19 protein-coding genes and 2 pseudogenes are annotated in these 24336 nt (G+C 62.5%); 5 read left to right on the forward strand and 16 right to left on the reverse strand.

Features of this window, described 5'->3' with window-relative positions:
* Positions 1 to 7 precede the first annotated feature (7 nt).
* Together murU and purB are read left to right on the forward strand one after the other, a co-directional pair.
* The gene (murU, locus tag P9255_RS16555) at positions 8 to 709 is read left to right on the forward strand and encodes an N-acetylmuramate alpha-1-phosphate uridylyltransferase MurU (RefSeq protein WP_309790107.1); all 702 of its coding nucleotides are present in this window, start codon (positions 8 to 10) and stop codon (positions 707 to 709) included.
* A 101-nt stretch (positions 710 to 810) separates the two neighbouring features.
* Positions 811 to 2199 (forward strand): adenylosuccinate lyase, encoded by a 1389-nt coding sequence (gene purB, locus P9255_RS16560; protein ID WP_309790108.1) that lies wholly within the window; start codon positions 811 to 813, stop codon positions 2197 to 2199.
* A gap of 59 nt (positions 2200 to 2258) precedes the next feature.
* Here the strand turns inward: purB and P9255_RS16565 are convergent, their stop codons facing one another.
* The 9 genes and pseudogenes from P9255_RS16565 to edd all read right to left on the reverse strand — a co-directional run bounded on the left by P9255_RS16565 (position 2259) and on the right by edd (position 12368).
* Positions 2259 to 2753 (reverse strand): gluconokinase, encoded by a 495-nt coding sequence (locus tag P9255_RS16565; protein WP_309764098.1) that lies wholly within the window; start codon positions 2751 to 2753, stop codon positions 2259 to 2261.
* A gap of 10 nt (positions 2754 to 2763) precedes the next feature.
* Positions 2764 to 4128: a GntP family permease gene (locus P9255_RS16570; RefSeq protein WP_309790109.1), complete on the reverse strand. Its 1365-nt coding sequence runs from the start codon at positions 4126 to 4128 to the stop codon at positions 2764 to 2766.
* Positions 4129 to 4430: 302 nt separating this feature from the next.
* On the reverse strand, positions 4431 to 4979 hold the full coding sequence (locus P9255_RS16575) for a hypothetical protein (RefSeq protein ID WP_309790811.1): 549 nt from the start codon (positions 4977 to 4979) through the stop codon (positions 4431 to 4433).
* 370 nt (positions 4980 to 5349) lie between these two features.
* Positions 5350 to 5448, reverse strand: a pseudogene (locus P9255_RS16580) (ESPR domain-containing protein); the annotation flags it as partial.
* Between the two features lie 364 nt (positions 5449 to 5812).
* Entirely contained in the window at positions 5813 to 6940 is a 1128-nt protein-coding gene (locus tag P9255_RS16585; RefSeq protein ID WP_309790110.1) for a DUF2827 domain-containing protein, read from the reverse strand.
* Between the two features lie 45 nt (positions 6941 to 6985).
* Positions 6986 to 8136 (reverse strand): annotated as a pseudogene (locus P9255_RS16590) (DUF2827 domain-containing protein).
* Positions 8133 to 9290 (reverse strand): DUF2827 domain-containing protein, encoded by a 1158-nt coding sequence (locus tag P9255_RS16595; RefSeq protein WP_404980363.1) that lies wholly within the window; start codon positions 9288 to 9290, stop codon positions 8133 to 8135. The pseudogene P9255_RS16590 and the gene P9255_RS16595 overlap by 4 nt, the downstream one beginning before the upstream one ends.
* Before the next feature lie 447 nt (positions 9291 to 9737).
* Positions 9738 to 10370 carry a bifunctional 4-hydroxy-2-oxoglutarate aldolase/2-dehydro-3-deoxy-phosphogluconate aldolase gene (gene eda / locus P9255_RS16600; RefSeq protein ID WP_309790111.1) on the reverse strand — a complete coding sequence of 211 codons (633 nt, stop codon included), beginning with the start codon at positions 10368 to 10370 and terminating at the stop codon, positions 9738 to 9740.
* A gap of 84 nt (positions 10371 to 10454) precedes the next feature.
* On the reverse strand, positions 10455 to 12368 hold the full coding sequence (gene edd / locus P9255_RS16605; protein ID WP_309764089.1) for a phosphogluconate dehydratase: 1914 nt from the start codon (positions 12366 to 12368) through the stop codon (positions 10455 to 10457).
* A gap of 295 nt (positions 12369 to 12663) precedes the next feature.
* Here edd and P9255_RS16610 point away from each other — a divergent pair, with 295 nt between their 5' ends.
* Both P9255_RS16610 and P9255_RS16615 read left to right on the forward strand, forming a co-directional pair.
* A complete protein-coding gene (locus tag P9255_RS16610) occupies positions 12664 to 13503 on the forward strand; it encodes a MurR/RpiR family transcriptional regulator (protein ID WP_309790112.1) in 840 nt (279 codons plus the stop codon).
* Positions 13504 to 13558: 55 nt separating this feature from the next.
* The gene (locus P9255_RS16615; protein ID WP_309790113.1) at positions 13559 to 15454 is read left to right on the forward strand and encodes a glycosyl transferase family 1; all 1896 of its coding nucleotides are present in this window, start codon (positions 13559 to 13561) and stop codon (positions 15452 to 15454) included.
* On the opposite strand, the gene P9255_RS16620 is transcribed toward P9255_RS16615, so the two are convergent.
* From P9255_RS16620 to P9255_RS16650, 7 genes are all read right to left on the reverse strand, one after another.
* Complete coding sequence (locus tag P9255_RS16620; protein WP_309764085.1) at positions 15441 to 15857, reverse strand: CopD family protein; 417 nt, start codon at positions 15855 to 15857, stop codon at positions 15441 to 15443. The two genes, P9255_RS16615 and P9255_RS16620, sit on opposite strands and share 14 nt — an antisense overlap.
* 8 nt (positions 15858 to 15865) lie before the next feature.
* Positions 15866 to 17137, reverse strand: a complete 1272-nt coding sequence (locus P9255_RS16625; protein WP_309790114.1) for a glutamate-5-semialdehyde dehydrogenase — start codon at positions 17135 to 17137, stop codon at positions 15866 to 15868.
* Positions 17138 to 17266: 129 nt separating this feature from the next.
* Entirely contained in the window at positions 17267 to 18364 is a 1098-nt protein-coding gene (gene holA, locus P9255_RS16630) for a DNA polymerase III subunit delta (protein ID WP_309790115.1), read from the reverse strand.
* A gap of 30 nt (positions 18365 to 18394) precedes the next feature.
* Complete coding sequence (lptE, locus tag P9255_RS16635; protein ID WP_309765405.1) at positions 18395 to 18946, reverse strand: LPS assembly lipoprotein LptE; 552 nt, start codon at positions 18944 to 18946, stop codon at positions 18395 to 18397.
* Positions 18947 to 18999: 53 nt separating this feature from the next.
* On the reverse strand, positions 19000 to 21594 hold the full coding sequence (gene leuS / locus P9255_RS16640; RefSeq protein WP_309790116.1) for a leucine--tRNA ligase: 2595 nt from the start codon (positions 21592 to 21594) through the stop codon (positions 19000 to 19002).
* Between the two features lie 421 nt (positions 21595 to 22015).
* Positions 22016 to 22813, reverse strand: a complete 798-nt coding sequence (gene dapB / locus P9255_RS16645; protein ID WP_309790117.1) for a 4-hydroxy-tetrahydrodipicolinate reductase — start codon at positions 22811 to 22813, stop codon at positions 22016 to 22018.
* A gap of 123 nt (positions 22814 to 22936) precedes the next feature.
* Complete coding sequence (locus tag P9255_RS16650) at positions 22937 to 23728, reverse strand: outer membrane protein assembly factor BamE (RefSeq protein WP_309764080.1); 792 nt, start codon at positions 23726 to 23728, stop codon at positions 22937 to 22939.
* Positions 23729 to 23902: 174 nt separating this feature from the next.
* On the opposite strand from P9255_RS16650, the gene fur reads away from it, so the two are divergent.
* The gene (gene fur, locus P9255_RS16655; RefSeq protein ID WP_309764079.1) at positions 23903 to 24331 is read left to right on the forward strand and encodes a ferric iron uptake transcriptional regulator; all 429 of its coding nucleotides are present in this window, start codon (positions 23903 to 23905) and stop codon (positions 24329 to 24331) included.
* The last annotated feature ends 5 nt before the right edge of the window (positions 24332 to 24336 follow it).

Consider the following 24336-nt stretch of genomic DNA (forward strand, 5'->3'; position numbering starts at 1 on the left):
GTTCACGATGACGCACGCTTTGAAAACGGCGATGATCTTCGCCGCCGGCCGCGGCGAACGCATGCGCCCGCTCACCGATACCTGCCCCAAACCGCTGCTCGAAGCGGGCGGCAAACCGCTCATCGTCTGGCAGATCGAGCGGCTTTCGGCGGCGGGCATCGAAAGCATCGTCGTCAATCACGCCTGGCTCGGTGAGCAGATCGAAGCCGCGCTCGGCGACGGCTCACGCTGGGGCGTCGAACTTCGTTATTCGCCGGAAAGCGAAGCGCTGGAGACGGCGGGCGGCATCGCGCAGGCACGGCCGCTGCTCGGCTCCGGCGTGTTCATCGCGGTCAGCGGCGACGTGTTCTGCGACTTCGACTACGCCACCTTGCGCGAGCGCGCGAATTCGCTCGCTTCAGATGCGACGCCCGGCATGCACCTCGTCATGGTGCCGAATCCGCCGTTTCATCCGAAAGGCGATTTCGCGTTGATCGACGGAAGGCTCGCGCTCGACGGCGAGCCATGCTTCACGTTCGGCAACATCGGCGTGTACGACACGCGCATGTTCCGCGATCTCGCGCCCGGCACGCGGCGCGCGTTGACGCCTTACTACCGCGAGACCATCGGTGGCGGACGGGCAACCGGCGAGCTGTACACGGGCCGCTGGGAAAACGTCGGCACGCCGGCGCAACTTCAGGCGCTCGACCAGGAACTGCGCCAGGGCTGACGCGGACGCGGACGCGGCCCGGATTGGGACGCATCCGATGGTAAAATGCGCGGTTCTCCCGTCTTTTCCTTCCAGCCGCAAGCGGCAGCCGACACGCCATCATGTCCGATACCCGTCCCGATACCCTCTTTGCGCTCACCGCGCTTTCGCCGCTCGACGGCCGTTACGCCGCTAAGACCGAAGCTCTGCGTGACTGGCTTTCCGAAGCCGCTTTCATGCGCCATCGCGTGACGGTCGAGATTCACTGGCTGATCGCGTTGTCGCGCGCCGGCTTCGCGGAAGTGCCGCGCTTCTCTGATGCCTCGGAGCAGTTCCTGCTGGCACTGGCCGAGCGCTTCACCGCACACGACGCGGCGCGCATCAAGGATATCGAGCGCGTCACGAACCACGACGTGAAGGCGGTCGAATACTGGCTCAAGGAATCGGTCAAGGGCCAGCCGGAACTGGAGCGCGCGAGCGAGTTCATCCACTTCGCGTGCACGTCGGAAGACATCAACAACACGTCGCACGGACTGATGCTCGCGGGCGCGCGTGAGCGCGTAATGCTGCCGGCGCTGCGTTCCGTGCACGAGCGTCTCGTGAAGCTCGCGCACACGCACGCCGAACAGCCGATGCTTTCCCGCACGCACGGTCAGCCTGCCAGCCCGACGACGCTCGGCAAGGAAATCGCCAACGTCGCGGCGCGTCTGTCGCGGGCGATCGAGCGCGTCGCGCACGTGCCGCTGCTCGGCAAGATGAACGGCGCAGTCGGCAACTACAACGCGCATCTGTCGGCATATCCGGAGTTCGACTGGGAAGCGTTCTCGAAGGATGTCGTCGAGAACCGGCTGAAGCTTACGTTCAATCCGTACACGATCCAGATCGAGCCGCACGATTACATGGCCGAACTGTTCGATGCCGTCGCGCGCGCGAACACCATCCTGCTCGACCTCGACCGCGACGTGTGGGGCTATATTTCGCTCGGCTACTTCAAGCAACGCACGAAGGCAGGCGAAATCGGCTCGTTGACGATGCCGCACAAGGTCAACCCGATCGACTTCGAAAACTCGGAGGGGAACCTGGGCCTCGCCAATGCGACGCTGCGCCATCTCGCCGACAAGCTGCCGATTTCGCGCTGGCAACGCGATCTGACGGACTCGACCGTGCTGCGCAACATCGGCGTGGCGTTCGGCTATTCGCTGCTGGCTTACGACGCGCTGATCCGCGGTCTGGACAAGCTCGAAGTGAATGCAGCGCGCCTGAACGAAGATCTCGACAATTGCTGGGAAGTGCTCGCGGAGCCGGTTCAGACGGTGATGCGCCGCTATGGCATCGAGAATCCGTATGAGCAATTGAAGGAACTGACACGCGGCAAGGGCATCACGCGCGATGCGTTGCAGGCGTTCATCAACGGCCTCGCGATTCCGGCCGATGCAAAGCAGTTGCTGCTCGATATGACGCCGGCAACGTATATCGGCAAAGCGGTCGAACTGGCGAAGCGCATCGCCTGAAATCGCTTCGAACGTCGCGTGAAGCAAAAAGCCCCGAATTTCTCGGGGCTTTTTGCTTTCTACCGCGTCTTCAGCTTTTCCATCACGTTATCGACGATCTGCTCGGGCGTGAGCTCGATGCTCTCCGTGATCGCTTCGTCCTCGCCCGGTTCCTCGAGCGTATCAAGCTGGCTTTGCAGCAGCGACGGATCGAAGAAATGGCCGGTGCGGTGGCCGAGACGTTCGCGCAACACGTCCATCGTGCCTTTGAGATAGATGAAGCACACGTCCTGGTCGCCGGCGCGCAGCACGTCACGATACGAGCGCTTCAGCGACGAGCACGTGAAGACGGCCGTCTCCCCTGCCCGCTGCTTTTCCTCGATCGCCGCGCGGATCGTCTTGAGCCACGGCCAGCGGTCTTCATCGGTCAGAGGGATGCCGTGATGCATCTTCTCCTTGTTCGCGGCGCTGTGAAAAGCGTCGCCGTCGGTGAACGGACAGTGCAGGCGTTCCGCCAGCAATTCACCGATCAGAGACTTGCCGGCGCCCGAGACGCCCATCGCGATCAGAATCATCGAATTCTCCTTACACGACCGTCGACATTGCGAGGGTCAACCCCAGTCCCATGAGCGAGATGATGGTTTCGAGCAGCGACCACGTCTTGAACGTCTGCCCCACCGTCATCCCGAAATACTCTTTGATCAGCCAGAAGCCGCCGTCGTTCACGTGCGAGAAGATCAGCGAACCCGAGCCTGTCGCGAGCACGAGCAGTTCCGGGCTGACATGGCCGCCCGCCGCCGATGCGATCGGCGCGACGATGCCGCACGCGGTCGTCATCGCGACCGTGGCCGAGCCGGTTGCGAGGCGGATCAGCGCGGCGACGAACCAGCCGAGCAACAGCGGCGACAGGCTCGCCTGCGTTGCCGTCGCGACGATCTGCTGTGAGATTCCGCTGTCACGAAGCACTTGCCCGAAGCCGCCGCCGGCGCCGACGATCAGCGTAATGCCGGCGATCGGCGCCAGACAGTCGCCGCAGAACTTCTGAATCTGCTCGCGATTGAAGCCTTGCTTCGCGCCGAAGGTCCAGAAGCTGACCAGGACCGCGATCAACAGCGCGATATCCGACTGCCCGATGAAGCGCAGCAGATCGTTCGGCAGCGTTTTCGGCGTGAAGACGAGGTCGGCCCAGCTCCCGATCAGCATCAGGATAACCGGCAACAGAATCGTGAACAGCGTGATGCCGAAACTCGGCAGTTCGCGCTTCGCCGCGCTGTCGCCGTGCTTCTGCACGAACTGGTCGGCCAGCGCGTTCGCGTCCGGCAGCTTGATGTATCGGTGGATCAACAAAGCGAAGAGCGGCCCTGCGACGATGGCCGTCGGCACACCGATGATCAGGCCGTAGGCGATCGTCTTGCCGATATCCGCGTGATACGCCTGGACTGCGAGCAGCGCGGCGGGGTGCGGCGGAATCAGGCCGTGCACGACGGAAAGACCGGCGACCATCGGCAATCCGATCACCAGCAGCGACTTCCCGGTGCGGCGCGCGACGTTGAACGCGATCGGAATCAGCAGCACGAAGCCGACTTCGAAGAACACCGGCAAGCCGACGATGATCGCAACGACCATCATCGCCCAATGGATGTTCTTCTCACCGAACAGATTGATGAGCGTATTGGCGATCCGCTCGGCGCCGCCGGATTCGGCCATCATCTTGCCGAGCATCGTTCCCAGACCGACAACGACGGCAATGTGTCCGAGCGTATTGCCATTACCTGTTTCGAACGCCTTGACGATCTTGTCCATCGGCATGCCGACGGCGAGGCCGAGCAACAGGGAAACGATCAGAAGAACGAGAAACGGATAAACCTTGAAGCGGGTAATCATCAGGATCAGAACCGCGATCGCGATCACCGCGTAGAGCAGCAACATGCTCCCGTGGACGGCTGGCATGACGCCTCCTTGATTTTGTTGAGAATTCTGTGGGCTATGTGTGCATTGACCGTTGACACTGCGACGCCGCAAACGTGGCGTCAGCGCACGCATGACACCGGGCAACGGAATTCTACTTGCAAGCGAGAACAATCGCGGAGAAACACGGTTTCCCGCGGCCATTCGCGCAGTGCGGGGCGTGCGTGCAAGCGGGACACCAATGAAAAAAACCGATGTTCGATTGAACATCGGTTTCTTGCGTACAGCGCGAGCCGCGATGGCTCGATTCATTGTGAGGCCTCAGGCCGCCAGCTCAGATGGTGTCAGCCGCCGCATGCGAAATCGAATTGGCGTGCGCTGCTTCCGCCCGGCCTGAGCTGAGGATTGTCCAAGGCCTGGACAGCGATGACCTGCCGATCTTTGCAGATCTGCGAAGCCTTCGACATACACGATTTCTGCGACTCGAATACGCCCGAGCACGTCACGCGATAGGCGGATTGCTGCTGCCCGGCGATATCCAGCTTTCGAGCCGTATAGGTCATGCTCGTATCGGTTGTGCAGGCCGACGCCAGCCCGGCGGCGACGATTACCGCAATAAGAAGTTTCGACATCTCGTTGATTCCAGCTAAGTCTGTGCGAATGCCATCGGCCTTGAACAGCGGACTGTCAACAGCTTCCACGTTTTGGACCGCGGCGGCCAGCGCGTCCATGCCCGTCGACAGCGAGTTGATGCTCGTCGAGGTCGAAGCCGACAGCGAGTTCATACCGGTCGACAGCGAGTTGATGCCCGTCGAAGTCGAAGCCGACAGCGAGTTCATACCGGTCGACAGCGAGTTGATGCCCGTCGAGATCGAAGCCGACAGCGAGTTCATACCGGTCGACAGCGAGCTGATGCCCGTCGAGGTCGACGCCGACAGCGAGTTGACGCTCGTCGACAGCGAGTTGATGCTCGTTGCCCGTGGAGACCGAGGTCGACAAGGGACCAGACGTTCCGCAGATCTGGTTATAGGTTGCGTTGCCACTAGCAATCCCCTGAATACTTCCGCCAGCGTTCGTGAAGTAGTAGGCGTTGGTGGGGGTGCAAGTTGCAATACTTGGCGCCGCCCAGGCGCTCGGCATACCACCCAACAGCATTGCGACAGACGCGCCTACGCCCGCTGCAAGCGGGCCCATGGCGGAAACGGAACGCTGCCGACCGAGTTGCGCCGAAGTTTCTCCGTCCGCGTCTGAACCAGGCGTCGTTCCCTCGGTGCTCCTCTTTCCTCGCGCCATCGCGGTTTCCGCGACGGCGACGAACGTCCCTACTTTCTCATTCCAAATACTGCGGTATGACTTGTTCATAAACCGAATTGACCCAAAAAACGAGCGTCTTTTACAAAAAACAAAAAGGAAAGACCTTCTGACCACGGCATAGAATATTCGTCCATCTGCCAGCGATGAAGCGGACACGTCCTAAAAAGAAGGAAACTCGGTGGCGAAATACGAAATCGGGTTTTCGTCTTTTTGAGGAAAATTCGCATTTCATTTGATGGTTTTATATGGAAGGAGAAGCAAGTCGAGCAACGACTGAATCTGTCGGCCATACAAGTGGAAGCGCGCGACGCGTCCGGAGACCGCGCCGAAAAAATATGGTCCCACGCAAATGAGAACGGGCGGTCCAAAGGACCGCCCGTCAATTCTGATTAGCTGAAAATGCGGAAAAAGATTAACGAATGGGTCTTTGCAGCAAAGAGTCCAGCAAAGTTGAATAGTCGCGGATCAAGGCATCACTTTCCGGGAGAAAGCGAGCGATTCTCGGACGCTGCTTTTCGCGATATTGCTCCAGTTGCACGTCGTGTTCTTCGACCGCCTGGAGCAGCCTGCGCGCGCCCTCGTTCAGGTCGTTGGCCTGATAGTAATAACCGAGATCGGGACACAATGTCGCGTTGTGAACGAGCGGATAGCCCTGCCAGCACACTTCCACATAGAAGTAGTTCAGCGGATTTTCCCACTGGTGCGAAACGACAATGTCCGTGCGCTCAGCCAGAAAGGTCGGCGTATCGAAGCGGCCCAAGAAAACAGCTTTATGCTGCCGCACGATGTCGAGCTGATTCATCAGCGAGATGAATTCCTTGCAGTCGATGGCGAGATGCTGCGCGTTCGTCACCTGCAGCAACTCGATGGCGTCCGGCCGCGCCCGGTACGCCAGTTCCGCGATCATCGTCGGATAGAGACAGAACTTGACGACGTTGATATTCGGCTCCATCACGCTCAGCCGGCGAGGGCCGGCGCGGCGCTGATATTCGCCCGAGTGCGGCAGGGCTGCGGTGCGCGCGTTCAGGAAAATGGGGCTCCAGATAAACGGCACCACTTGCGCGGTCTGACGGCGCAGCACTTCGAAATAACCCTGACTGATGTTCGCAACCTGCGGAATCATCCGGATGGCGTCGTACCGCTGGTTGACGAACAAGTGCTCGCCGAAACTCGGCTTGCAGAAAATGACCGACTCCATCGCATGCACGTATTCGAACCCGCAGCAGTAAGACACGAGCCGTGCTGCGCGCTGCTTGAGGTAGTCCGTCGCTGCGGGATCGATCTGTCCCCCGAGTTCGATCAGCACATCGACGTTGTCCTTGATGTCATCGAACGTGACCGTGGGCCATCTTTTCAAATCCCAGGGCAGTTTGTCCGTGATAGGGACATGCGTGGTATTCACGAGCGAGACGCTCGCCACATTCGGACAGTTCTTAAGTGCCTCGGCCAGAAACACTGCATTCTGCTTGATGCCGTTATTCCATAACGTTTCGGCTTCGTGATGCAGCCCGATTGTGATGCCGATGCGTAGCTTTTTCATCGCTCAATACTCCAATACTTCGACTCAAAGACCTTGAGTCCGTCGTCATCTTCTCGCGTAGACCGCTTCGAGTGCTTGCGTGTAGATCCGCACGTTCTGCTCGTTTTCCGGATCGAGCGTATGCAGGAACGCTTTTGCGGTCGCGCGATAACTGTCGAGGTTCTCGTCGTGCGTGGCGAATGCGCGTCGCAATGCCCTGCCACCCTCTTCACAGTCGAAATCGTGATATCGATAGCCGCAGTCGCCAATCAGATGCGAGTTGTGAACGAGCGGATAGCCGCCGTACAGCGCCTCGTAATACACGTAGTTCTGGGGGTTCTCCCAGTGATGGCAGACCACTGCGTCCACCGACGCCGGCACGATCTGCGCGAATGGGAAACGTCCCTCGAAGGAGCCGAGCCCGTGTTTCACGAGGTTGAGGCTCTGTGCGAACCCCGCGAAAGCCACATGCTCCTTCAGCTTGAAGGTGTTGAACGCGTACATGCGCTCGATCATGTCCGGGTTCTCGCGATGCGCCGCCTCGCAGCAAAGCATCGGGATAAAGCTGGTCTTGACCATGCAGACGTTCGGCTCGAAGATGCCGATGCGCCAGCGGGACGGCCAGGCTCATAGCCGAACTTTCTGCCGTCCGGCAGCTTCGCGGCTTCGCGGTCCAGAACCACCGGACTCCACAGGTGAGGCATCAGCTTGACCGGCGCGCGGAACAGCGTTTCGAAGTATGGCGCGCAGCTGTTCTCGTACTCGGGAAGCGTCCACACTTCGTCGTAAGGCGCGCCCGAGATCAGGAGCGCGTGCTGCAGATTGAAGATCATGCGCTCGATATCGATGACATAGTCATTGCCGACGCGCATCGTGATGATCTTTCCGCCACGCTCCTTGAACTTGATCGACCATTCACGATTGAGCTGCGCGCTCATTTCGATCATCACGTCGAGCTTCGGCAACGCGGTTTCCATGTCGATCAGCGGCGCTGGCGAATCCTGGAGAAAGCGCTCGGCGTCCTGCGGGCCGCCATCGCCGCCGCCCATCACGAGATACGTGGCTTTAACGCGCGGCGAACGCTTGAGCAGCATTACGAGGTACAGGCAATTCTGGAAGATGCCGTTCTCCCACAGCGACTGCTCGCCCTTGCGGATGAAGATGGACACGCCGACATTGATCCGTTCCGGCATACGGGATTTCGATTGGTTCGTCATACGCCGACTTTCGCCTCGCCGTTATTACAAACATGCAGCAACCGATCCGCGAAAATATCGAGATTCGCTTGATTGAATGGATTCACTGAGTCGATGACTCGCTGCGCCCGCGCCCGATAATCGGCAAGCGACGCATCGTGCTCACGAGTGGCGCGCAGCAACTGGCGCCCGCCCTCCTGAGCATCGAAATTGGGGTAGTAGTAACCGGCGTCGAGCCACGGCGAGTTGTGTATCAGCGGATAGCCGCCGTACAGCGCGTCGGGATACAGATAGTTCTGGTCGTTGCCCCATTGGTGCGACACGACCGCGTCGGCAAACTGCGCCATGAAGCCAGCGATGTCATGGCGGCCATGAAACGTGGCCTTGCCTGCCTTCACGACATCGAGTGAATTGGCCAGGTGAACGAGCGTCGGGTGATCCTTCATGTGCAGCGTATTAAGCGCGTGCATGGCCGAAACGCTCGACTGATCGGCGCGGTATGCCTCTTCGCAGATCAACATGGGAATGCTCGACGCTTTGACAACCGAAATGTTCGGTTCGAATATCCCCACGCGAAAGCCCTGCGGTTTCTGATCCCGTTTCATCGACGCGTCGGTACGCGGCTGGTAGCCGAATTGCAGACCGTGCTCGTTGACTTCCGCGATGCGGTTTTCGAGAAACTGCGGGTGCCAGATGAACGGAATCAGATGGACGTCGCAGCGATGCAGCGTACGCATCATCGGAATCGAGAGGCGGTCTTTGTGCATCAGCCAGATTTCGTCGTAGCGGTCCGGCCGGATGGTATGGACCGGCTTCTCGAAAACCGGCGGCTCGACGAGGCCCACGTACGGTTGGCCGCAACAATAGAAGACGACTTTCTTGCCTCGGGCTCGCATGAGATCGAGCCACTGCGTGTCCAGCGTGCCGCCCATTTCGAAGACGACATCGACAGCGTCCGTGGCATCCTGCGTACGCATGATGCGCAAGCCCTTCGCCGCCATATCGACTTGCGGAGGCAACGCGTTTTGATCGCCGACATCGATCAGTGAAATTGTTTCAACGAAAGGCAGCTTCTGAAGCGCCTCCGCAAGGAAGACCACATTCTGGCCCAGACCGTTCTGCCAGATGTTTTGCCCTTGATGCGTTACGACTGTAATTCCGATTCGAATAGCCACCGAATTGATTTCCCGAATAAACAGAATTGCGCGAGGTGAAATGAAAGCACGGTGTATTGGCCGGAGCCCGAGCCAGCGGCGCCTTCGACACGGGGACGGATAGTAACGTCTCTGCCAACGAGCGCGACGTGCTTCACTAAACGGTATGAGCTTGAATATATAGAAGAACGTCCAGAATTAACAGCAAACGGAGATTTAATGAGATTGTTCTTATCGCTCAGTCGAACCGGATATTTCTTACTGAATTTATGATTCGTCGTTTTCTTATTTTATTTCTCGACGCGAAAAGCAGGCCATTTTGAGACGTGCGTCCTGAAGGACTGGAGCCTTCGGTCGCGAAAGAGAGAATGCGATGGGTGCGGCTTCGTGATGGTATCGCCGGAAGCGCCAGACGGCACTGCAGGAGAAAAAGGCGCGCGGCGCAGAAGGCCGCGTGCCTGAGAGGAGTTACTTCAACTGCGCCAGTTCGCTGGCGGCACGCGCGAGCCGCGTGACTTCTTCCCAGTTCTGAGCGTTGACCGCTGCCTTCGGCGTGAGCCAGGAACCGCCGACGCAAACGACGTTCGGCTGCGCGAGAAAGCTCGACGCGGTCTCCGCCGTGATGCCGCCCGTCGGACAGAACTTCAGATTCGGAAACGGCCCGTGGAACGCCTGCAGCATCGGAATGCCGCCCGCCTGCTGCGCCGGGAAGAACTTGACGATTTCATATCCGAGTTCCATCGCGCTGATGATGTCGCTCGGCGTCATCACGCCCGGCAACAGCGGCAGCCCGGCGTCTTGCGCGGCCTGGTGCATGTCCTTCGTCAGACCGGGCGACACGCCGAACTTCGCGCCCGCCTTCCTGGCCTGCTCGCAGTGCTCCGGCTTGGTGATGGTGCCGACGCCCACGACGATATCCTCCGCGAGCTGGCTCGCGCGCTCGATGGCCCCGATGCCCGCCGCCGTGCGCAGCGTGATTTCCAGCACCTTCACGCCGCCCGCGTGCAACGCGCGCGATACCTGTTCGCCCTGCTCCACCGAATCGAAAGCCAGCACCGGAATCACCGGTCCCAGGCGCACGATTTCGCTCACCGTTTTCATTGATGCGACTCCTGTTGTATGCGGGCGACTACGCGTCGGTCCGCGGGTTCGTGTGGGGTTGGCCGCTCTCCTTGCGCCCGGGCGTCACACGGAAGCCGGCGCGCGGGAGGCATGTTGCGCGGCATGGGAATGATGCGAAGCCTCGTCGTGCGTCGATGCCGCCGTCTCGCCGATCATCGCGCCGAAGACGGATGCGCCCTCTTCGGCCGGCGACGCGGCGCGACGGAACACGCCGAACAGCTCACGCCCGAAGCCGGCCTCGTTCTCCGCCTGATTCACCGGCGCGGCGACTTCGCGCGACGCCCACTCGTTCGCGTCGATGTCGATGTCGAGGACGCCCGCCGGGGCGTCGATCACGAGCATGTCGCCTGTGCGAACCTTGCCGAGCGGACCTTGCAGCAGCGCCTCGGGCGAAACGTGGATGACCGCCGGCACCTTGCCCGACGCGCCGGACATGCGGCCGTCCGTCACGAGCGCGACATGAAAACCCTGATCCTGCAACACCCCGAGAAGCGGCGTCAACCGATGCAGCTCCGGCATTCCGTTCGCGCGCGCGCCCTGAAAGCGCACGACCGCGACGAAATCACGCTTCAGTTCGCCCTTGTCGAACGCAGCCTGCACTTCTTCCTGCGAATTGAATACGATAGCCGGCGCCTTCACCACGCGATGTTCCGGCGCGACCGCCGAAATCTTGATGACGCCGCGCCCGAGCTTGCCTTGCATCAGCCGCAGGCCACCGTCCGGCTGGAACGGCTCGCCGATACCGCGCAGCACCTTCGTGTCGTGACTTTCAGCGGCGCCGTCAACCCATTGCAGCTTGCCCTCGATGAGCTTCGGCTCCTTCGTGTAGAGCGACAGCCCCCGCCCGACCACCGTCTGCACGTCCTCATGCAGCAGGCCGCCTTCGAGCAGATTGCGCACCAGAAACGCCACGCCGCCCGCCGCGTGGAAGTGGTTCACATCGGCTTTGCCGTTCGGGTAGATTTTCGCTAGCAGCGGCACGGCCTGAGACAGTTCGTCGAAATCGTTCCAGTCGATGACGATGCCCGCAGCCCGCGCAATCGCCACCAGATGCAGCGTGTGATTCGTCGATCCGCCCGTCGCCAGCAGCGCGACGATGCCGTTCACGATCGCCTTCTCGTCCACCACGTGGCCAATCGGCGTGTAATTGCCGCGCTCGAGCGTGATATCGAGCACGCGGCGCGCGGCTTCGGCGGTGAGTGCATCGCGCAGCGGCGTGTGCGGATGCACGAAGGCCGCGCTGGGAAGATGCAGGCCCATGACTTCCATCAGCATCTGATTGCTGTTGGCCGTGCCGTAGAACGTGCAGGTGCCGTGGCCGTGATACGCAGCGGCCTCGGCTTCGAGCAGCGCGTTGCGGTCGCACTTGCCCGTCGCGAATTCCTGCCGCACCTTCGCTTTTTCGTCGTTGGTGAGGCCGCTCGTCATCGGACCGGCGGGAACGAAGATGGTCGGCAGATGGCCGAACTGCAAAGCGCCGATGGCGAGTCCCGGCACGATCTTGTCGCAAACGCCGAGACACAGCGCCGCGTCGAACATGTTGTGCGTCAGCGCGACGGCCGTACTCATCGCGATGACTTCGCGCGAGAACAGCGACAGCTCCATGCCCGCGTTGCCTTGCGTGATGCCGTCGCACATGGCTGGGACGCCGCCCGCGAACTGGGCGATACCGCCGTGTTCGCGCGCAGCCTGCTTGATGATGTCCGGAAAGCTCCTGTACGGCGCGTGCGCCGAAAGCATCTCGTTATACGACGACACGATGCCGATGTTCGGCTCGCGCACCGCCTTGATCGCGAACTTCTCCTGACCTTCGAGGCCCGCGAAACCGTGTGCGAGGTTCGCGCAGGACAGCGCGCCGCGCGCCGGAAACTTGCCGTGCGCGGCGTCGATGCGCGCGAGATACGCCGCGCGCGTCGCTTTACTGCGCTCGATCACGCGGTCGGTGACTTTCCTGAGTTGCGGATGCGGGGAAATCATTGACACTCCTTCGTCTCACTCCGGCGCGCCTGCCGTCGAGTTGGGGGGTTGGACATCGCGAGGAACGGCGGCTGCGTCATTTTATTGTCAGTGCCGTCTGGCGAATGTTAGTAGAAAAACTACATGATGACAACGCGGACCGAGCCAGCCTCGTTAAGCGGTCGCATGGCGACCTGCTCCATACGATGCGCCTTCCGGAAAATCCCTTAGATCGCCTCCACGCGTCATGTAGTATTTGTACACGCACAGCCATCCGCTATAGTCGCTCCAATTTCCAGCATAGGCGAGTTTTACGATGTTGCTGTCCCAAGTCGAAGCGATGCGCGAGCAGTTGCGCCCCTCCGAGCGCAAGCTGGCCGATTACGTGCTCGAAGCGCCGCGCGAAGTGCTCGACCTGTCGATGACGGACTTCGCCGCGCGCGTCGGCGTCAGCCAGCCGACCATCGCTCGGTTCTGTCAGGCGCTCGGCTTCTCGGGCTTCCGCGAATTCAAGATTCGGCTCGCGCAGAGCGTCGCAGGAGACGTTCCCACGGTTTACCGCGACGTACGTAGCGACGAACCCGCTGCGGGTGTCGCCGCGAAGGTGCTGGACCGGACCATCGGCGCGCTGATTGCCGTGCGCAACAGCCTGTCGTCGGACAGCGTCGCGGCGGCGATCGCAATCCTGTCGGACGCTCGCCGAATCGAGTTCTATGGCGCGGGCGGCTCGGGCATCGCCGCGCTCGACGTGCAGCACAAATTCTTCCGCCTCGGCGTGCCGTCGGTCGCCTACGCCGATCCGCACACGTACACGACGTCGGCTGCATTGTTGCGCGAAGGAGATGTCGTCGTCGCGATTTCCAACACGGGACGCACGAAGGACATTCTCGACGCGTGCAAGTCCGCGCTCAACGGCGGCGCGAAGGTCATCGCGATCACGCACGGCAACTCGCCGCTCGCGCGCATCGCGACGGTGGGGCTTTTTGCGAACGTCGATGAGGACACGGACATTTTTTCGCCGATGACATCGCGCGTTTCGCATCTGGCCATTGGCGACATTCTCGCGGTGGGGCTCGCGCTCGCGCGCGGGCCGCAACTGGCCGAAAAACTGGCTGAAGCGAAGGACGTGCTGGAAAGCCGGCGAGTCGGCGGTTGATAATCCCACGGACAACGATTCGAAGCCGCCGCGGTGCGAACGGGCGCCGAATCGCATGCAACAGTCACATGCCACACGCAACAGGCGGCCGGGTATCGAAATGAGTCACGCTTTTTCGCTGGAACGGCTTGAATCGCGCGTTCATGACAAACAGTTCGATGAAGCGATCAGCCTCGTTTTCGAATTGCAGGCAGTGCTTCGAAAGAAGCCATTCATTGATCCGGCGGAACTGATGGCGGCGCCGCCTCAGGACGGCGAGCGCTTCCATCGGTTCGTCAGCCGCGCGGCGGCCGCGCTCTCGGCGATGTTCGCGCATCCCGAATTCACGCTGACGGATGCACGCTGGCAGAGGTTGCTGCCGTTGCGCGCGCTTATCTGGCGGATCTTCACGGCCGATGTGCAACGGAACGGCGAAGGCGTCGCGCGTTCGCTGATCGCATCGATTCAAAACGAACGCTCGCGCGCTCCCGAAGATGCCGCGCGAAAGCTCACGCTCGTCTTCAGTTCCGAGTGGGACTTGCCGCTCGATCTCGCGCAGATGTGGAATTTCGACCACCGCGCAGCAGCCACACTCGGCATGGCGATCGCCGCGGAATCGTATCCCGGCAGCGAACGGGCGTACGCGCGTCGCAACGCCATGCTCGAATGGTTGCCGGATGCAATGTCGGAAATCGTCAACCTGCTCGAAGTGGATGTCGCCGCGACGTGGGCGCTCTATATGCATTGCAGCTACGGCGATGTTCTGCGGCGGCACGATGTCAAACGAAGCATCAACGTGCTCGTCCGTAACAAGCTGGCAGAGTATGGACTCACGAACCTCCCCGCCAGCCCGCCGGACGGCCCGGCCCGCAAGCGGCCGCTGATGCTCGTTTTTCCGGAAGCGTTCACGGGCGGACACTCGATCGTCCCCACGCACTCTCGCACGTTGATTGCCGCTCGTGAACGTTTCGAGACCGTCGCCCTCTGTTCCGCCAGCGCTATCGGCGATGAAGAACGGCGCGTGTTCGATCGCGTCTACGAGTTGCCCGAAAGCGGAAACGTGCCGGCGAGTGTCGGCGTAATTCGCGATTTCGCGCTGTCAGAGCGGCCGGACGTGTTTTATATGCCGAGCGTCGGCATGAGCGCAATGAGCATCTTCATGTCGAATCTGCGAATCGCGCCGCTGCAGATCGCCGGCCTCGGGCACCCAGCCACGACGCGCTCGGACTGCATCGATTACGTGAGCGTCGAGGAGGATTATGTCGGCGATGCATCATGCTTCAGCGAGAAGCTCTTGCTGTTGCCGAAGGACGGACAGCCCTACGCGCCGTCGGCGAGGCTGGAGCCGATCGGCGCGCGTCGCCCGCGCGATCCGGCGTGCTTGCATGTCGCGATCGCGTCGAGCCTGATGAAACTGAACCCGCGCTTCATCGAAGCCTGCGGACAGATCGCCCGATGCGCTCCGCACGTCCAATTGCACTTTTTCGACAGCGCCGGCGACGTCCTGGCACTCAATCATCTTCAGCGCGTGCTGGCCGAGATGATTCCAGACGGGGCATTCACCATTCACGGATTCCACCCGTATCCCGATTACATGCGAATGCTGAACGACATGGACATGTTCCTGAGCCCTTTCCCGTTCGGCAACACGAACGGCATCGTGGATGCCTTCACGGTCGGACTGCCGGGGGTCTGCAAGACCGGGCGGGAGGTGTTCGAGCGCATCGACGGCGCGATGTTCATGCGCGCCTACATGCCCGGCTGGCTGGTGGCGGATACGAAAGAGGAATACGTCGAAGCCGCAGTGAGGCTCGCGAACAATCGGGAGGAACGCGAATCCCTGCGCAGGTACATGCTCGAGAAGAACGTCGTGCAACGCTTCTTCGAAGGACGCCCCGAAGTCTTTGGCGAGATGGTGCTCGGCCTCGTCGAGAAGCAGAAGGCCGAACACGCGTCTCCTAGAAGGGCTTGATCACCACGAGCAGGGTCGCGCCGAGCAGCCCGAGCACGGGCAGCTCGTTGTACAGGCGATACCACTTGTCCGAGCGCGTGTTCTCGCCGCGCGCAAACGTGCGCAGCAGTCGCCCGCAATAACCGTGATAAACGATAAGCAGCACGACGATTGCGAGCTTGGCATGCAGCCAGCCCTGTCCGCGTCCGATGCCGACGCCGAGCCACAGCCACAGCCCGCAGGCCAGCGCGGGCACCGCGATGAAGGTCATGAAGCGAAACAGCTTTCTTGCCATCAGCAGCAGACGGGCGGTTGCAGCGGCGTCTTTCTCCATCGCGAGGTTGACGAAGATGCGCGGCAGATAGAACAGTCCGGCAAACCACGACGCGATCAGCACGATATGCAGCGATTTGATCCAGAGCATCGCTTGCCTTACTGCCGCACTTCGCCGTGCCCGAGCACGACATATTTCAGCGATGTCAGCCCTTCGAGCCCGACCGGCCCGCGCGCGTGCAGCTTGTCGTTCGAGATGCCGATTTCCGCGCCGAGACCGAATTCGAAGCCGTCGGCGAAACGCGTCGATGCGTTGACCATCACGCTCGCGGAATCCACTTCGCGGAGGAAGCGCATTGCGCGGTCGTGATCTTCGGTGACGATCGCGTCCGTGTGATGCGACCCGTAGGCGTTGATGTGCGCGATGGCTTCGTCCATGTCGCCGACGATCTTCACGGCCAGCACCGGCGCCAGATATTCCGTGCTCCAATCGGCTTCCGTCGCGTCCACCAGCGAGCCGATTTGCGAGGCTTCCAGCACCGCGCGCGCTTCGGCGTCCACACGCAATTCCACGTCCTTCGCCTGGAACGCGCGCGCCAGCAACGGCAGCGCTTCGCCTGCGATGCCCCGCGCGACCAGCAGCGTTTCCATCGTGTTGCATGTGCCGTAACGATGCGTCTTCGCGTTGTCGCAGATTGCCGCCGCTTTCGTCAGATCGGCGCGGTCATCGACGTACACGTGGCAGATGCCGTCGAGATGCTTGATCATCGGCACGCGCGATTCCTCCATCAGCCGCGCGATCAGGCTCTTGCCGCCGCGCGGCACGATGACGTCCACGAACTCGGTCATGGTAATGAGCGTGCCGACCGCCGCGCGATCCGCCGTCTCGACGACCTGCACCGCGTCCTGCGGCAGCCCGGCCGCCTGCAGCCCCTCGCCGATCAGCTTTGCCAGCGCCGTGTTGCATTCGAGCGCCTCCGAACCGCCGCGCAGAATTGTCGCGTTACCGGACTTGAGGCAGAGCGCCGCGGCGTCGATGGTCACGTTGGGCCGCGATTCGTAGATGATGCCGATCACGCCGAGCGGAACGCGCATCTGGCCGACCTGGATGCCGGTCGGCCGATACTTCAGCCCGCTGATTTCACCGATCGGATCCGCCAGCGACGCGACTTGCCGCAAGCCTTCGATCATCGTGTTCAGCGCCTTGTCGGAGAGCGTGAGGCGGTCGATGAACGCCGCGTCGTGGCCCTTCTCGCGCGCCCGCGCGAGGTCGCGCGCATTGGCTGTTTTCAGCGCATCGCGTTCGCGCTCGATCGCATTCGCCACCGCGACGAGCGCCTCGTTCTTCGCCGCCGTCGACGCCCGCGCCATCGCGCGCGACGCCGCACGGGCGCGGCGGCCGAGGTCGGTCATGTATTGGTCGATGTTCATCTGGGTCATTCCGTCTGCCGGTTCCGCGCCTCGCGCGGCGTCGCTGAGGCGTGGCATCAGCGCGATGGAAAAGCGCATCCGGCGCATGAAGGCCGAACGCTGAAACACTCATTCTAAGCCGTGAAGCGTTCAGCGACGCGGTCGTGCCGGGGCGGCCGCCGCAGATTTCGATGGCGGGCCGCCCTGCGCGACAGCCATCGCGAGCTCGAACATGCCGGCCCACGGATCGGGCGGCGGTTCGCTGCCGCGTTTGCCCGCGCTGCCCGAGAGTCCCTTGACTTGCCGATCCAGCCGCGCCGCCAGCGACAGCGCCTTTTCGAGCGCCTCTTCCGTCACGCGCGAAAGCGCCGGTCCGATCAGCCGTTCGCGCGGACCCCACACGCGGTTCTCGCGCAGCAGCGTCGCGAGCGGCTTGCCGGACGCCACGCCACGCTTGATGCGCAGCAGCGTCCGCACTTCTTCGACGAGCGCCCACAGCACGAGCACCGCCGCTTCGCCCTCGCCCTTGAGGCCGTCGAGGATACGCGACAGGCGGCCGACATCGCCGGTGAGCATCGCCTCGTTGAGCTTGAAGACGTCGTAGCGCGCCACGTTCAGCACGGCGTCATGGATCTGCTCGAAGCTCAGCACGCCTTGCGGATAGAGCAAGCCGAGCTTCTGAATTTCCTGATGGGCGGCGAGCAAATTGCCCTCGACTCTCTCCGCGATGAAAACCAGCGCGCGCCGCCCTTCCTCGCCCGGCGCAACGCGCTGGCCTTGCTGCGACAAGCGCTGGCCGACCCACATCGGCAATTGCGCGCGCTCGACCGGATCGATCTTCAGCGCGACGCCGGGGCCGCTCAGCGCCGTGAACCACGCGGATTTCTGCGTCGCCGAATCGAGACGCGGCAGGGTGACGAGCGTGACGACGTCGGGGTTGTCGGCGGCGGCGAGCATCTTCAGCGCTTCCGCGCCTTCCTTGCCCGGCTTGCCCGTGGGAATGCGCAGCTCGATCAACTGACGGTCGCCGAACAGCGACATCGACTGCGTCGCCCCGATGAGCGCGCTCCAGTCGAACCCGCGCTCGACGGTAAACACCGTGCGATCGGTGAAGCCGGCCGCACGCGCCGTCGCCCGGATGCGGTCGCACGCTTCCTGCGCGAGCAGGTGCTCGTCGCCATATACGACGTAGAGCCCCTTCAGGCCTTTGGCGAGGTGCGCTTCGAGCGCATCGAGCTTCAGTTGCATGATGAACGATAGACCGATGACCGCCCGCGATCAGAGCGGCGGCGTCGGCAGCGGCGCACGCGGCGCGATGCCCGGCGTCTGCTCGCTCGGCGACGGATGCAGTGAACGGACGACCGCGAGGCGGCGTGTCAGCTGATCGACCGCGTCGATCCGCATGTCGTTGTAGAGCAGTGTTGCTTCCTGCGACTTGGCGAGCGTGTACTGGTCGCTATAGGTCATCGCGCGGTTCAGCGCGATCACGCTTTGCGGAATCAGCACCGTCCCGTCCGCGCCGATCAGCGAGTAAGCCAGGCTGTAAGTCAGCTCGTATTCCTGCACGACGCCCTGCGAGTTCAGGCTCAGCGTACCCAGGCCCTGCCCTTCGGAAAGAAAGAGCGTGGCGTCGGGCTTTTCCCAGCCCTTGACGATCACCGTGTCGCTGCCGCCCTGCACCAGGCGTTCGAGGCGCGCGACCATCTGCGGCGCGCCGCCAGAAACCGCGAGGCGCTTGAACGCGTAGTCCTGCTGGCCGCGCAACTGGAAGCCGCACGCGGACAGCGCGACAGCCCCGCCCAGAAGCGCGAGAAACGAGCGCCGGCGCATGCGGGCTCGCGGCGTAGAAGTCTCCGTCACACTCACTCCCCTGGCTTCAGCCATCAGACGACGACGTTCACGAGACGCCCCGGCACCACGACGACCTTCTTCGGCGCGCGGCCCTCCGCGAACTTCTCGAACATCTCGTGCGCCACGGCGGCTTTTTCGATGTCCTCGCGCGATGCCGCCTTCGGCACCGTCAGCGCGCCGCGCACCTTGCCGTTCACCTGCAGCACGAGCTCGATTTCCGATTGTTCGAGCGCGGCTTCGTCGACCTTCGGCCAGGGCGCGTCGAGCAGCGGACCGAAGACATCCGCATAGCCGAGCTCCGTCCACAACTGGAACGTGATATGCGGCACGACCGGATACAGCACGCGCAGCAGCACGCCGAAGGTTTCGTTCAGCACGCCGGCGCTGCTGTTCTTCGCGCCTTCCAGCGCGTTGAGCATCTTCATCGCGGCGGACACGACCGTGTTGTACTGCAGACGGCCGTAGTCGAAATCCGCTTGCTTGAGCACGCTGTAGATTTCGCGGCGCAGCGTCTTGTCGGCGTCGCTGAGCGTCGATGCATCGAGCTTGCCGTGCTGGCGCAGCGCATCGGCGTTGTCGTGACCAAAGTGCCACACGCGGCGCAGGAAGCGGCTCGCGCCTTCCACGCCCGCGCCCGACCATTCGAGCGATTGCTCCGGCGGCGCGGCGAACATCACGAAGAGACGCGCCGTATCCGCGCCGTACTGATCGATGAGCGTCTGCGGATCGACGCCATTGTTCTTCGACTTCGACATCTTCTCGACGCCGCCGAGCACGACCGGCTGACCGTCGGCGATGAGCGTCGCGCCGACCGGGCGGCCCTTGTCGTCGTGCGACACCGTGACGTCGAGCGGGTTGTACCAGGTCTTCTTGCCGCTCGCGTCTTCGCGATAGAACGTCTCGTTGAGCACCATGCCCTGCGTGAGCAGGTTCTTCGCCGGCTCGCCGAACTTGACGAGGCCCATGTCGCGCATGACTTTCGTCCAGAAACGCGAGTACAAGAGGTGAAGGATCGCGTGCTCGATCCCGCCGATGTACTGGTCCATCGGCATCCAGTAGTCGGTGCGCTCGTCGACCATCGTCGCGGCGTCCGGCGCGCTGTAGCGCGAGAAGTACCAGGATGAATCGACGAAGGTGTCCATCGTGTCGGTTTCGCGCTTCGCCGCCGCGCCGCACTTCGGGCACGTGCAGTTCAGGAATGCTTCCGACTTCGCGAGCGGATTGCCCGTGCCGTCCGGCACGAGGTCTTCCGGCAGCACGACGGGCAAATCCTCCTCGGGCACCGGCACGTCGCCGCAGCTCGGGCAGTGAATGATCGGGATCGGCGTGCCCCAGTAGCGCTGGCGCGAAATGCCCCAGTCGCGCAGACGCCATGTGATCTGCTTGTCGCCGAAGCCCTTTGCCTTCAGATCGGCGGCGATCGCGTCAATGGCTTGTTCCGTCGTCATGCCGTCGTACTTGCCGCTGTTGATGAGGCGGCCCGCGGTCTTGTCGCCGTACCACTCTTCCCACGCGTCGGTCGAGTACGTCTTGCCTTCGACGGCAACGACCTGTTTGATGGCCAGGCCGTATTTTTTCGCGAACGCGAAGTCGCGCTCATCGTGCGACGGCACGCCCATCACCGCGCCCTCGCCGTAGGACATCAGCACGTAGTTGCCGATCCACACTTCCACTTTCTCGTCCGTCAGCGGATGCGTGATGAAGAAGCCCGTGGGCAGGCCCTTCTTTTCCATCGTGGCGACATCTGCTTCGGCAACGCCGCCGCGCTTGCATTCCTCGATGAACGCCTGCAACTCGGCATTGTCGCGCGCAAGACGCGTGGCGAGCGGATGCTCCGCCGCGATCGCCGCGAAGGTGACGCCCATGATCGTGTCGGCGCGCGTGGTGAACACGCGCAAGAGCTTGGATTCGCCGTCGATTTCGTACGGGAACCCAAAGTTCACGCCGAAGCTCTTGCCGATCCAGTTCTGCTGCATGATCTTGACGCGCTCGGGCCAGCCGAGGCCTTCGAGATCGTCGAGCAATTGATCCGCGTAATCGGTGATGCGCAGGTAGTACATCGGGATTTCGCGCTTTTCCACGAGCGCGCCCGAGCGCCAGCCGCGCCCGTCGATAACTTGCTCGTTCGCGAGCACCGTCTGATCGATCGGGTCCCAGTTCACCGTGCCCGTCTTCTTGTACGCGATGCCCTTCTCCAGCATCTTCAGGAACAGCCACTGGTTCCACTTGTAGTACTCGGGCGAGCAGGTGGCGACTTCGCGCGACCAGTCGATGGCGAGGCCCATCGACTGCATCTGCTTCTTCATGTACGCGATGTTGTCGTAGGTCCACTTCGCGGGCGGCACGCCGTTCGCCATCGCTGCATTCTCGGCGGGCATGCCGAACGCGTCCCAGCCCATCGGCATCAGCGTGTTGTGACCGTTCATGCGCAGATAGCGGTACATCACGTCGTTGATCGTGTAGTTGCGCACGTGGCCCATGTGCAGCTTGCCCGACGGATACGGCAGCATCGAGACGCAATAGAACTTGGGTTTAGTCAACGTCTCGGTCGTCCGGTAGACGTCGTTCGCGCGCCAGTTGCTCTGCGCGGCGGATTCGACGTCGGCGGGTACGTATTTATCGTGCATGGTGTGTGTCTGGCTTGGAGCGAATGCTGGGAACGGACCTCGGCAACTGCCACGGCTGCGCACGCGTTGCCGCGTGGCGTTCGCTTTCGACTTCGGTCTTCGTCGGGAATGCGGGCTGCCCGACCTTGCGGGCGCACCGGACGGGCAAAGGGCGATTATACCGTCGGGTTCGTTCGTACTGGCGCGCGCGGATCGGCGGTCAAGCCTTGCGCGCGAGCGTTTGCGGTCGGAGCGGCGCTTCGTTCGGGACGGGCGCCGGGCGGTTGACGGGCGTGGCCGTGCAACGATGAATGCGCTGGGATGCCGTCGCGGTGACGGCCGGGAACGGCATGTGCAGATGATCGAGCCGGATCGCGTGCGCAGCGCATGCCCCGCTGTGCCGCGAAAGTCGCTTGCGCCGACCGACGCCGAGCCAGGTCGATCAGCGCAGGCCGAGCACGTCCTGCATATCGAAGAAGCCGGTCTCGTGCGATTCGAGGAACTGCACTGCGCGCAACGCGCCCTGCGCATACGACAACCGGCTCGCCGACTTATGCGTGATCTCGACGCGCTCGCCGATGCCCGCGAACAGCACCGTGTGATCCCCGACGATATCCCCGCCACGAATCGCCGAGAAACCGATGGTCAACGGATCGCGCTCGCCGGTCACGCCTTCGCGCGCGTAGACGGCGCAGTCTTTCAGATCGCGGCCGAGCGCCTTCGCGACGACCTCGCCCATTGCGAGCGCGGTGCCGGACGGCGCGTCGACCTTGTGCCGGTGATGCGCCTCGATGACCTCGATGTCGTAGCCTTGCGCGAAATGCTTCGCCGCATATTCGAGCAGCTTCAGCGTGACGTTCACGCCGACGCTCATGTTCGGCGCGAACACCACGCCGATCCTCTCGCCCGCCTGCTTCAGTTGCGCCTTCTGCTCGTCCGAAAAGCCCGTCGTGCCGATGACCATCTTCACGTTGTGGCGCAGCGCCGCCTCGAGATGCGCGAGCGTGCCTTCGGGACGCGTGAAGTCGATCAGGTAGTCGGCATCGGCGAACACGCGCTCGATGTCGTCGGTCAGCTTGACGCCCGTGTTCTTGCCGAGAAACGCGCCGGCGTCCTGACCGAGCTGTTCGACGCCCGGACGGTCGAGCGCGCCGACGAGTTGCGCATTGGAATCGTTGAGAACGGTTTCGATCAGCATCCGGCCCATGCGGCCCGACGCCCCGGCAATGGCGATCTTCATGGCTGTCTCGTGTTGGACCGCGCGGCAATGCGCGCGGCGGGGTGATGTGCGCCGCAACGGACCGCGCGGCGCGGAATCGGGCGGGGAAACGCGAAGCCGCGCCTCCCGATCAGCTTGCCCGCATTACTGGGGCATCGTGAACTGCGCTTGTCCGCCCGCATTGGCAGGCGTGGGCGACGTGCTCGCCGGACCGACTGCGCTGCTGTCCGGAATGTTGATCGTCTGCGGCTTGCGTTGCAGTTGAATCTGCGAATTACCGCCCTGACTGCCCGCACCCGGCGCTGCGCCGGCGGTTTGCGGCACGTTGGCGCGCACCGACGATTGCGTGCGGCCCGTCGGCATTTCGACCTGCGCGGTTGCGCGATTGGCGGCCTGCGCGGCTTGCTGGTTGGCATCGCCGGCGAACGCGGCCGAGGGGTTCGGCTGCGTGGACGGCTCGCCGGCCGGCGCAGTGACCGTTGCCGCCGATGCAGCCGCCGCCCCCGATGCCGCCGCGACCGCCACCGGCTTCGCGACCTTCCGGCCCTTGTCGCCGTCTATTTCAGCGAGCAGTTCCAGGTTCGACGGCAGATTCTCTCCGCCCGACCAGCTCACGACGCGATCGCTCGCGAAGTTCACGACGAAGTCGCGCTGCTGGACGACCGACGCCGAGCCGCGCTTAAAGTAGAAGACGTAGTCCCAGCGGTCCGCGTGGAACATGTCGGTCAGCAGCGGCGTGCCGAGCAGCGCGCGGACCTGATCGCGCGACATGCCGACCTGCATCTGGCTTGCTGCTTCCTGCGATACGAAGTTGCCCTGCACGACCGTGATGCGATACGGCGTGATGCTTTGCGCGATCTTCTGCGTGACGCTGTCGTACGTCGAGCAACCCGCGAGCAACGCGGCGAGGGTTGCTGCGATGATGGTTCCCCGCATGCGACGGCTCTCCCTGCAATTCGATAAAAATTTTGAGAACATTTCACCTTTCGCGCACAGCGCCAGAAGGCCGCGCTCCTCTTTCAGCTTCTCACCCGGTGCCGCTCGGATGTCAGGATTCAGAAAAACGCATTACTATGGGAACCTTGAATTGTACTCTAGGGATGCCTAGCCATGACCAATCCCGCCGATCTCAAAAATATCGGGCTCAAGGCGACCCTGCCCCGCCTCAAGATTCTGGAGATCTTCCAGCACAGTCCGGTGCGCCATCTGACCGCTGAGGACGTGTACCGCAGCCTGCTCAGCGAAGAACTGGACATCGGGCTCGCCACGGTTTACCGGGTGCTGACGCAGTTCGAACAGGCGGGCCTTCTGTCGCGGAGCAATTTCGAATCGGGCAAGGCCGTGTTCGAACTGAACGAAGGCTCGCATCACGATCACCTCGTGTGCATCGACTGCGGCCGCGTCGAAGAATTCTTCGACGCCGAAATCGAACGACGCCAGCAATCGATCGCGAAAGAGCGCGGCTTCAAGCTGCATGAGCATGCGCTCGCGCTTTACGGCGCCTGCACGAAGGAAAACTGCCCGCACCGCAAGCATTGAGCTCG

It is taken from the genome of Caballeronia sp. LZ019, assembly GCF_031450825.1.
Classification (GTDB): Bacteria; Pseudomonadota; Gammaproteobacteria; order Burkholderiales; family Burkholderiaceae; genus Caballeronia.

What these genes read in the sequence shown, in the direction of transcription:
- murU (WP_309790107.1), top strand. Translation starts at nt 8, where the DNA reads ATGACGCACGCTTTGAAAACGGCGATGATCTTCGCCGCCGGCCGCGGC.
- purB (WP_309790108.1), top strand. Translation starts at nt 811, where the DNA reads ATGTCCGATACCCGTCCCGATACCCTCTTTGCGCTCACCGCGCTTTCG.
- P9255_RS16565 (WP_309764098.1), bottom strand. Translation starts at nt 2,753, where the DNA reads ATGATTCTGATCGCGATGGGCGTCTCGGGCGCCGGCAAGTCTCTGATC.
- P9255_RS16570 (WP_309790109.1), bottom strand. Translation starts at nt 4,128, where the DNA reads ATGCCAGCCGTCCACGGGAGCATGTTGCTGCTCTACGCGGTGATCGCG.
- P9255_RS16575 (WP_309790811.1), bottom strand. Translation starts at nt 4,979, where the DNA reads ATGAACTCGCTGTCGGCTTCGATCTCGACGGGCATCAACTCGCTGTCG.
- P9255_RS16585 (WP_309790110.1), bottom strand. Translation starts at nt 6,940, where the DNA reads ATGAAAAAGCTACGCATCGGCATCACAATCGGGCTGCATCACGAAGCC.
- eda (WP_309790111.1), bottom strand. Translation starts at nt 10,370, where the DNA reads ATGAAAACGGTGAGCGAAATCGTGCGCCTGGGACCGGTGATTCCGGTG.
- edd (WP_309764089.1), bottom strand. Translation starts at nt 12,368, where the DNA reads ATGATTTCCCCGCATCCGCAACTCAGGAAAGTCACCGACCGCGTGATC.
- P9255_RS16610 (WP_309790112.1), top strand. Translation starts at nt 12,664, where the DNA reads ATGTTGCTGTCCCAAGTCGAAGCGATGCGCGAGCAGTTGCGCCCCTCC.
- P9255_RS16615 (WP_309790113.1), top strand. Translation starts at nt 13,559, where the DNA reads ATGCAACAGTCACATGCCACACGCAACAGGCGGCCGGGTATCGAAATG.
- P9255_RS16620 (WP_309764085.1), bottom strand. Translation starts at nt 15,857, where the DNA reads ATGCTCTGGATCAAATCGCTGCATATCGTGCTGATCGCGTCGTGGTTT.
- P9255_RS16625 (WP_309790114.1), bottom strand. Translation starts at nt 17,137, where the DNA reads ATGAACATCGACCAATACATGACCGACCTCGGCCGCCGCGCCCGTGCG.
- holA (WP_309790115.1), bottom strand. Translation starts at nt 18,364, where the DNA reads ATGCAACTGAAGCTCGATGCGCTCGAAGCGCACCTCGCCAAAGGCCTG.
- lptE (WP_309765405.1), bottom strand. Translation starts at nt 18,946, where the DNA reads ATGCGCCGGCGCTCGTTTCTCGCGCTTCTGGGCGGGGCTGTCGCGCTG.
- leuS (WP_309790116.1), bottom strand. Translation starts at nt 21,594, where the DNA reads ATGCACGATAAATACGTACCCGCCGACGTCGAATCCGCCGCGCAGAGC.
- dapB (WP_309790117.1), bottom strand. Translation starts at nt 22,813, where the DNA reads ATGAAGATCGCCATTGCCGGGGCGTCGGGCCGCATGGGCCGGATGCTG.
- P9255_RS16650 (WP_309764080.1), bottom strand. Translation starts at nt 23,728, where the DNA reads ATGCGGGGAACCATCATCGCAGCAACCCTCGCCGCGTTGCTCGCGGGT.
- fur (WP_309764079.1), top strand. Translation starts at nt 23,903, where the DNA reads ATGACCAATCCCGCCGATCTCAAAAATATCGGGCTCAAGGCGACCCTG.